The 9,481-nt window shown below is 45.7% G+C and carries 9 protein-coding genes and 1 tRNA gene; 1 reads left to right on the top strand and 9 read right to left on the bottom strand.

Translation table 11 applies throughout. The features are described from left to right. Positions 1 to 144: 144 nt before the first annotated feature. The 7 genes from ACLFWI_RS20240 to ACLFWI_RS20210 all read right to left on the bottom strand — a co-directional run bounded on the left by ACLFWI_RS20240 (position 145) and on the right by ACLFWI_RS20210 (position 6,895). Positions 145 to 1,329 carry a GNAT family N-acetyltransferase gene (locus tag ACLFWI_RS20240; protein WP_446414406.1) on the bottom strand — a complete coding sequence of 395 codons (1,185 nt, stop codon included), beginning with the start codon at positions 1,327 to 1,329 and terminating at the stop codon, positions 145 to 147. Positions 1,330 to 1,628: 299 nt separating this feature from the next. Next, positions 1,629 to 1,919 carry a hypothetical protein gene (locus ACLFWI_RS20235; RefSeq protein WP_446414405.1) on the bottom strand — a complete coding sequence of 97 codons (291 nt, stop codon included), beginning with the start codon at positions 1,917 to 1,919 and terminating at the stop codon, positions 1,629 to 1,631. 405 nt (positions 1,920 to 2,324) lie between these two features. After that, positions 2,325 to 4,652: an adenylate/guanylate cyclase domain-containing protein gene (locus ACLFWI_RS20230; protein ID WP_446414404.1), complete on the bottom strand. Its 2,328-nt coding sequence runs from the start codon at positions 4,650 to 4,652 to the stop codon at positions 2,325 to 2,327. A gap of 246 nt (positions 4,653 to 4,898) precedes the next feature. After that, positions 4,899 to 5,693: an alpha/beta fold hydrolase gene (locus ACLFWI_RS20225; protein WP_446414403.1), complete on the bottom strand. Its 795-nt coding sequence runs from the start codon at positions 5,691 to 5,693 to the stop codon at positions 4,899 to 4,901. A 191-nt stretch (positions 5,694 to 5,884) separates the two neighbouring features. After that, entirely contained in the window at positions 5,885 to 6,235 is a 351-nt protein-coding gene (locus ACLFWI_RS20220; RefSeq protein WP_446414402.1) for a hypothetical protein, read from the bottom strand. Between the two features lie 101 nt (positions 6,236 to 6,336). Further along, positions 6,337 to 6,573: a hypothetical protein gene (locus ACLFWI_RS20215; protein WP_446414401.1), complete on the bottom strand. Its 237-nt coding sequence runs from the start codon at positions 6,571 to 6,573 to the stop codon at positions 6,337 to 6,339. 240 nt (positions 6,574 to 6,813) lie between these two features. Then, positions 6,814 to 6,895, bottom strand: a tRNA-Leu gene (locus tag ACLFWI_RS20210). A gap of 159 nt (positions 6,896 to 7,054) precedes the next feature. Between ACLFWI_RS20210 and accC the strand changes: the two genes are divergently transcribed. Next, positions 7,055 to 8,410 carry an acetyl-CoA carboxylase biotin carboxylase subunit gene (gene accC, locus ACLFWI_RS20205; protein WP_446414400.1) on the top strand — a complete coding sequence of 452 codons (1,356 nt, stop codon included), beginning with the start codon at positions 7,055 to 7,057 and terminating at the stop codon, positions 8,408 to 8,410. A 14-nt stretch (positions 8,411 to 8,424) separates the two neighbouring features. Here accC and ACLFWI_RS20200 read toward each other — a convergent pair whose 3' ends face one another. After that, positions 8,425 to 8,709: a YggT family protein gene (locus tag ACLFWI_RS20200; protein WP_446409723.1), complete on the bottom strand. Its 285-nt coding sequence runs from the start codon at positions 8,707 to 8,709 to the stop codon at positions 8,425 to 8,427. Between the two features lie 182 nt (positions 8,710 to 8,891). Next, positions 8,892 to 9,125 (bottom strand): hypothetical protein, encoded by a 234-nt coding sequence (locus ACLFWI_RS20195; protein ID WP_446409724.1) that lies wholly within the window; start codon positions 9,123 to 9,125, stop codon positions 8,892 to 8,894. Between the last annotated feature and the right edge of the window lie 356 nt (positions 9,126 to 9,481).

The raw sequence follows: 9,481 nt of genomic DNA, 5'->3' as shown, positions 1-9,481 counted from the left end.
CAGTTACGCTTAGTACCTTATGGGGTCTAAGCAAAGCCTAGCATAAGAATCCCCATCCAGAATTTTTAATTTGGATGGGGTGCGTTCAAGGTATAGGCTGTAGCTTAACTTAACACTAATGCCAACCCCAATTCCCAATCCCGATTAAAAGAAATCCGGCATCCAAGGTAAGGAACCTGAAAATAGCAAACTTGCCCTTGACAACGCTGCCGATGTACTATCTAAATAACCCATCTGTCGCAGTTGCTCAGGCGTAAATAAACTGGTAAACAGAGAAGCCAACGCCCTTACATGCAAACGTAATTCACCAGTCCCTCCCGGCGTGACTTTCCCCTGTCCCTGAGACACATTCAAGATAAAGTTACCGTTATTGGCGGCAAATAATTCATCCTGAACTTTTAGATGTAATTCGGTTTCAATCTCTAAAGGATATCCTCGTTTTTCCAACGCTTTCGGAACATCAAGAATCCGCAGCATCCAACGTTCTTGATGACGAATTTGAGCCGTTTGCTCCACTAAGGGTAAGGTTAAACTATCCATCAAAGAACTGTACCAACGTACTTGCCTCACCTGAGAACGATGATCCGCGCAGAATGTCCAAAAACGCCGTGTGGCGGCTGGGGTAAGGAATGCCCAATCTTTAATATTCAGCAATAAACCCTCAGCGTTTGAAGATTGGGTACAGATAACATAGCCTTCCGGTTGAGATTTGGCACCGATAAGATAAGCATAAATAGACTGATTAGTTGGCGCTTCCAGCAGATTTTGCCAAATGGCTGGATTTCGATTTAAATTACCATTGGTTGTTTGCGCTTGTTGAGAATATAAGTCTTGGAAAATCTCGTAGCGTACAGGTTTCACCCTGAACATGGGTAAAGTGCGATCGCGTAGTTGAATCCTCTGGGTTGGTATCTGCCAACTACACTGAATCCCTGCTTGTTCATAGCCGACTTTGCGGTAGAGAACTTGAGTAGCGGCGTAGAGAGTGGAAATGGGTACACCTTGCTGATACAGTTCCTGGAGTGTGCATTGCATCAGTGTGTAAGCCGCACCTGTACCCCGATACTCTGGGGCAATGCCAACGGCAGCAATTCCTGCCATAGGTATTGATTGACCACCATACCATTGACCCATAGAGTAAATAGCTAAACCGCCAACAATCTGTTTTCCTTGACGAATCAGCCGGAAATTATCTTGACCGATACGATTCAGGTAAACTTGCCCATCGTTAAGGGAAGTACCGAAACATTGCGTCAGCATTTCCCCAAGCTGTTCAGCTTCCTCTGCGTTGGAGATGCATCCATAATCAAGTTGAGCGCTGATAACCATTTTGCACTCTTATAATACTTTGTGTATTGTATTGTAATATATTCTCAATGATTTCCTGATCACTGATGAATAAATGAGTGGAAGAAACCCTTGTAGAGGCTGGTTTAGACGCTCTTATCCAGGAGATCGCCGATAAAATAGGATGACAAAACTTGCCCTTGCACAACCCACCGTGTGAAAGCGCTTCTGAGGAGACTAATCAAAAAAATTTTCTCAAGGGTGACAATTGTCACAGGACTAGAATAACTTATGATATTTTTTCTGGCTCAACGATACCAGAGGGAGTCGGCGGTGTTGGCTTAAGCGACTTGTTGACTACAAGGATAAGCCGTTAAAGACTTTGGGTTGTAGTATTTCACCCCGGCTTTATCCAATGTGGCGATCGCGCTATCCATGGCTTCTTTAATCCAATTGTTTGGATCAGGGGACTTCCCACTGATTTGGTAATCCGTTACATGAGGTTCGCACTCATCCGGATCATAGGTTCCGGAAGCTCGGCAAATAGACACATAGATGGTGTTATCAACGTCTGGATTTGGCATCTCAATTCTGATGTAGTGATTCAGATAGAGCAGGGTTGACATGAACATGAGCCTCATCTCTCCGTATTTGCTAAAGGGATTTACATCTCTTAATTAATATTACTTTTATTTTTATTCAATCCCGATATTTTTGCTTCCGCCAAATTCTCGGATTATTTTGTGTACTTTGGCGGATTGACAAATGTTACCCATTTTGCTAGATAAAGCTTTCTTGATATTACTAAAAAAATCAATATATTTACACCAAACTAATAATTGTATAACAAATCTTAATTAAATGCAGCTCAGTATCCTCACCTTGGCGGATGAGCTTAAGAGCAAAACCGCCGGAGTAGCCCTAACTTCTCACGGCGTCTTTGGGCTGAGACAGGGTGTAGGGTGTAGGGATAGAAGCATCTTAATACCACAGAAGAAATAAGCACAATGAACGATAAACAATGAACAAGTATTAAATTATTTACGACCGATAAATAGATAAGTCGTCATCTTCCCCTTGCCTTTAATCTGAATTTGACCCCGCTTTTCAAATAAAAACTTGTCTTGACAGAGTTTGGATGTAGTTTCTGTGACCTGAATCTTATCAGGAATACCATGAGATTCCATGCGGCTGGCGGTATTGACCGCATCTCCCCACAAATCATAAATGAATTTCTTGGTGCCAATTACCCCAGCAATCACAGGACCACTATTGATCCCAATCCGCAGACAGAAATTTTCATCCTGAAACTGGTTAAAGCGAGCAATGGCGATTTGCATATCTAATGCCATTTCGAGCATGGCTTCAGCATGATCTTTGCGAGGAGTGGGAATACCACTGGCGATCATATAAGCATCGCCAATTGTTTTAATCTTCTCTAACCCATGCTTTTCGGTTAATTGATCAAATCGAGAGAATATCTGATTTAATAAGAAAACTAATTGTGCGGGTGGCATCCGAGCCGAAATATCGGTAAAACCAACAATATCGGCAAATAAAATCGTCACATCGGCAAAGCGATCGGCAATCAGACAGGTTTCCTGTTTTAATCGCTCGGCAATGGGTTTGGGTAAAATATTCAACAATAAACGATCAGCTTTCTCCTGTTCCCAACGTAATGCCTTCTCAGCTTGCTTGCGTTCGGCAATATCACGGACAAAGGCACAGTTATATTCCTTGCCGTTAAATTCTAAATAACTAATTCGCACTTCTACGGGGATACGTTTACCCGTTTTACTGCGATGATAAGATTCAAGGGAAAGAGAACCACATTGTTTAAGAATCTGCCAATGCTCTGACCAACTCTGAGCTGTAAAATTAGCATCAATCTGATGAATTTTCATCGACAGCAAATCATTCAGAGGATACCCCAGCAACCGACAAGCGGCATAATTGACATACAATAACTTTCCATCTTGCCCAATCCAGAAAATTGCATCAGCCGCTCGATCAATTGAAAACTGCGTAAATCGTAATGCATCATTAACTGTTTCCAGTTGTTCATTCGCCGTTTCCAGTTGGGTTGTACGTTCAGCTAATGCTTGTTGAGCCAAATATTTTTCAGTGATATCATTAAACAACCAGAGGCGACCTTGAATATCTTGACCGTAAGTGGGCAAACTTGAGATACTCAGTACCACTGATTTGGGTTGACTAAACGTCCAGATCCAGTCGTGAATTTCAGCATCCGGTTGGGAAAAAAGCTGTGCCCCCTGTTTAGCAATCTCCTGTTGATTATCCGCGCTGCTGCGTAAGGTTGCCATCGCTTGGGCGATCGCACTCGGTTCAGCTTCTCCTTGTTTTAATCCCAAAAGCTTTGCCCCGGCTGGATTTAGCCAACCTTGTCCGCCACTGATATCAACAAAGACTACCCCCTGAGGTATTTCTAGAATGGCATTGTAGCGGGCTTGGAGTTGTTCGAGGCGAAACGCCGTGGTTTGCAGACGTAGGAGGGTGTGAAGTTCTCCCAGCAGTAAATCTAGGAAGTGACGCTGGTATGAGGGCAGGTAAGTTTGACGATACCAGAGTAATAAGATAGCACCTTGCTCCTGTGTCGTTTGCTCCTTTCGCAGGGGGAGTACCGCTAGAGACTGTGTACCTTTGGCGACAAGCACAGGGGCTGCTTTGGGCGTCGCCGGATAATTAGCATAGAATAGGGTGCGGTTATGGGTTAGGGCTTCAGCAAAGAGTTTTGGTGTTGTCAGTTTATCCGGTAGGGCTGTAGGCGGGAAACTGACGAGTGATTGAGCCGTTACCTGATCGAGTTGACGCAGTGCGATCGCGGCGTCGGCTTGGTTATATTCATACAACAAACGGGTAACCTGCTCAATTAGCTGATCAGGAGTATTGGTATCTGATTGTGCGATCGCGGCGAGTACCGAACTAGCGGCTAATTTCCATTCAATCTCTAACAGGAAACGACGCACCAGCAAACCCGATGCGATCGCCAAACTCACTCCTGTGAGCCAAGGGCATAAGTAGGCATACCGACTAACCAGCAGCCAGCCAACGATCAAAATAAACCCGATTACAGACAGCGATCGGAGATTGGCATAGTTTTGAGTGTTGAGGGTGTGCCATGGCGCGTCTGAGTTTTGAATGTAGAGACGTGCCATGGCGCGTCTGAGTTTTGACTCATCGAGAACCGGGTTTTGAATTGATTCCCCATCTCCCTTGTCTCCTCGGCTTCTCGGCTCCTCTACTCCCTTATCTTCCCCCATTTTTGTGGCGGTGAAGAGACTCAGAACCCAAGCAGGTAGAGGGAACAAAACGATGACAGTAAAGACAATCGATCCTAGACTCAATGTCGAGATTCTGCTGGAATTAAGCGTATCTAGTCCAACCAGAATCAGCAATAGTCCGATTAAAAATCGCCTAAATGTAGGGAGCTGATTGGGATGAGCCAAGGACAACAATGAGCATTAACAATACGTAAGTGAAGAAGAAGAATGTCGTTGACATAGAGTGTTTGTCATCAGAGCCAAAGCACTTCTAGCACAAAGGATGCCGACTACGAACTCCTGTTATCTCAACACCTTTTCAGTTAAGAACTAAAGACAAGCCGCGATCGCTTGGGTTACTGTATCTGGCGCACTCAAGTGAGGTAAATGACCCCATGCCTTTATATTGACAAGCCGACTCTCAGGGATGTGATCTGACATATACTGACCCACTTCTGGAGGTACAGCAACATCATCACTCGATTGTAGAATCAGAGTTGGTACATTCAGGCGTGGTAACTCATCCCGGTGATCCGACTGGAATATAACTCGCGCAACAGCTTGAGCAATATCTGGACGAATAGCCGTCAGAGTATTCGCAAATTCTGTTGCCAGTTCCGGACGTTCAGGGTTTCCCATCACCATGGAGGCAAAACCACTAACCCAAGCATAGTAGTTCGCTGACATCGCCCCATAGAGTGCATCTAGGTCAGACTGATCAAACCCACCCACATATCCCACATCGTTGAGATACCGAGGAGATGCACCGACAAAAACAAGCTGACTGAAGTACGAAGGATCGGTCAGCGCGGCTAGCAAGCTAATCATACCACTGGCTGAGTGACCCACCAAGATGGAGTTAGTAAGTTCTAACTCATGACAGATTTCGAGTAAGTCCTCGGCGTAGCTATAGAGACTACTGTAGCGATGGGGACTGTAGGCAGAAAAATCGGATTTTCCAGCACCGACATGATCAAACAGGACAATCCGATAGTCAGAGGCGAAGGCGGCGACTTGATGACGCCAAGCGGTTTGATCTGAACCAAAGCCATGGGCAAAGATGATCGTCTGAGTACCGTTACCGAGGATATTGATATGATTGCGTTCTAATACACTTGTGGTCATAAGCGGGGTTTTCTAATGTAGGGGCTGCTGAATGTCTTGTGGTGGGGAGAGGCAATAGGGAATAGGCAATAGGCAACAGGAAATACCCAATTTCAATGCATGACAAAGGACGAGGAGATCGTCAAACACCATGAGAGACGCGATTAATCGCGTCTCTCCCCTGAAAATCCTGCATATAAAATTTGTCTTTCTCAGACAGCGTGGAATGCGGCTAATATTTGTTTAGGTCTCAATGGAAACTTAAACCGTGAATGATTGGTAGATGCAACGGGTTGCGAGTCGGAAGCCTTCGCTTCTTTTTCCTCTAAACCATCCTCGTTTAACTCAGATACCGGAACTAACATAGAATCGTGAGAACGCACTGCCATTTCGCCTTGTGCTAGTGCATCTCGCCACTGACGCCCCGTTTTCCAAGCCTTAAACTTGGCAACATTCCAACGAGGATTTACTGGATATCCCGCAAATCCACAACGCAACGCGGCATGGTTAGCACTGGGAATCAGGGTATTGACCCAAACATTATCGGTTAGATCGATTCGCATGAAGTTTGGCTCCTTGGAAACTGTAGACATAAACTTCACCTCCCTATTGTTGTCAACCGCACAATTTTGTTGAGTATTATCAACTATTGTATTACGGATTGTTAAATAGCTACATCGCTTACTTGCGATTTACTTGTATTCACCTTCAACCGCAATACAGCCATTTCCGGATAATCGTGCGATCGCGCCGTTCGTAGTGAGCGCTTTAGCGCTTCCGTTCGTAGTGAGCGCTTTAGCGCTTCCGTTTGTAGTGAGCGCTTTAGCGCTTCCGTTTGTAGTGAGCGCTTTAGCGCTTCAGTCAGAGATTGACTAGAGACCTTACCAGTAGTCTCTCTCAAGGCGCTGAAATCCAAAGGGTTAGGTATTTTTCCCACCCACGCCATTACCCTTTAGCAATGTAAAGAAACCTTAAAGATTTGTCAAACGTCTTATTTATACAAGCGTCCCCTAATCTAGGGTGACTTTCAATCCTAAATTTTCCCTGCACCCAAACGCCGGCGATCGCACTTCTTTTCCCCGGCTACCCTGCGGGAACGGACAAAGCGAGTCACTTCCCGATGCCCTCATACACCAGGGAGTGCGGATGGCGAGACTCGAACTCGCAAGGCTTACGCCACACGCCCCTCAAGCGTGCGTGTCTACCAATTCCACCACATCCGCATGGCTAACCCATTATATCAACTCTTTTGAGAAATTACGACTTCCCGACAATTTTGTTGAAATCCCACGCCGAGAACGTCACCAATGATTCCCAAAGGATGCCACCAAAGGTAACAATCCCCCTTATCCTACTGAATACGGATATAGCAGCGCTGTTTTATGGACTTTGCCAAAATCTTAATTGCCAATCGTGGGGAAATTGCCCTGCGGATTCTCCGAACCTGTGAAGAAATGGGAATTGCCACCGTTGCCGTTCACTCGACCATCGATCAACAAGCCCTCCATGTACAACTGGCGGATGAAGCTATATGCATCGGTGAAGCGCCCAGTAGCAAAAGCTACTTGAATATTCCCAACATTATTGCCGCCGCCCTGACGCGCAACGCCACCGCCATTCATCCCGGCTATGGTTTTTTGGCAGAAAATGCCCGATTTGCCGAAATTTGTGCCGATCATCAAATCTCTTTTATCGGTCCGTCACCCGAAGCGATGCGGGCGATGGGGGATAAATCCACCGCCAAGGAAACCATGCAAAGGGCAGGCGTACCCACCGTACCGGGAAGTGAGGGATTGTTGAGTAGTGAACGTGAAGCCATAGCCCTTGCCAAAGACATGGGTTATCCGGTAATGATTAAAGCCACAGCCGGTGGTGGTGGACGGGGGATGCGCTTAGTTCCCGATGAGAGTGCGATGAGTCGCCTGTTTCAAGCCGCCCAAGGGGAAGCCGAAGCCGCTTTTGGCAACCCAGGACTTTATCTGGAAAAATTTATCGTCCGTCCCCGCCATATTGAGTTTCAAATTCTTGCTGATAGTCATGGTAACGTAATTCATCTGGGAGAACGAGATTGTTCCATTCAGCGACGCCATCAGAAACTCCTAGAAGAAGCCCCCAGTCCAGCTTTGACCCCAGAACTGCGAGAAAAAATGGGAACCGCTGCCGTCATGGCTGCCAAGTCGATTAATTACGTTGGGGCGGGTACGATTGAGTTTCTTCTGGATGCCATGGGTAATTTTTACTTTATGGAAATGAATACCCGCATTCAAGTGGAACATCCTGTCACCGAGATGATCTCAGGATTGGACTTAATTGCCGAACAGATTCGGATTGCCCAAGGCGAACCATTGAAACTGACGCAAGACCAAGTGACGCTTAAGGGACATGCGATTGAATGCCGGATTAATGCTGAAGATCCCGATCGCAACTTCCGTCCTCAACCGGGGCGGATTAGTGGGTATCTGCCACCCGGAGGACCTGGCGTGCGGATGGATTCCCATGTATACACCGATTATGAAATCCCCCCCTATTACGACTCATTAATCGGCAAGTTAATCGTATGGGCACCCAACCGCGATGCCGCGATTCGCCGCATGAAACGCGCCCTGCGCGAATGTGCGATTACTGGGGTTGCCACCACGCTGAGTTTCCACCAAAAAATCTTAGAAACCCCAGCGTTTCTCAGTGGTGATGTTTATACGAATTTTGTTGAGCAAATGATGGCAACCACCCAATCTTAAAGGGTTAGGGGCAGTCAGTGGATCATGGTCAGTAATCCTTGCTGACCGACAAGAATCTCCCGCAGTAAGCTAACAATCCCAACCCAAATAATCGGCGTAATATCCACACCCCCAATGGGCGGCACCAGTTTGCGGGTTGGGACTAAAAAAGGTTCGGTGGGCAAAGCGACCAGATTAAAGGGGAAGCTATTGAGATCAATCTGAGGATACCAGGTCAGGATAATCCGGAAGATGAATAGTAAGATAGCCAGTCCCAGTAAAGGGCTGAGAATCCATGTTGCCAGTGTCGCAGTATTCATGAGATAAGTCCTAATTTCACAGAAAAGTATGGAAATCAGTTAGCCAGTGTAACGCAAGACTGGGATGAACTACTATCGCACTACGAGGATAGGGTAGGATATCCGTAAAATATGATCAAGTCTGTGATTTTGAGACGGATTCAGGAGAAATGCTAAAAAGTCTGAGTGTTGAAATCACTACTTTATGTCACCGGAGCCTGAGATCTAAAGTCAATCCAATTCCGTCCCACTCGTTCAGCGACATCAGCTGAATCATAGGGAAGTTGCATCCCAAATACGTCTCCTGCTAAGGTAGTTACCCGGAACTGCCAACAGTGAAGCTTGGTAAAGAAAACCGTGAGCAGGTAACCCCGATACGCCGTAAAAATACGGATATGGGTAATAGGAGGGGTTGATTTAGAAAATGGAATATTCACGGACTTGAATGTAGATTATTTGCCAAATAAATAAGGAATAGCATGACGAACTTTTGGTTACCCTCTCGTCAGCACTTAACCTTGTGTTAACATTTTAGCACTATGACTTATTTTTATGTCAAAAATCATTCTTTTGAATTATCTATCCGCTCCGGAAAATACTACTTTTTATAGACAAGTATATTGAGTAAAAATACCTAATAAATTGCAACTCCTTGCAGCAACAAAGTTACATTCTTACTAAGGGCATTCCTCTTTTTAAAGAACTTAGACACATCTAGTGCACACCGACACCCAACAAGGTTAGCGATCGCACTCGTTGCCGATCGTGACATGTATAGCGCCAGTCTAGCAAC

Origin of the sequence: Coleofasciculus sp., assembly GCF_046539235.1 — a bacterium.
Classification (GTDB): Bacteria; Cyanobacteriota; Cyanobacteriia; order Cyanobacteriales; family Coleofasciculaceae; genus Coleofasciculus.
This window is presented reverse-complemented; position numbering and strand designations above follow the sequence as displayed.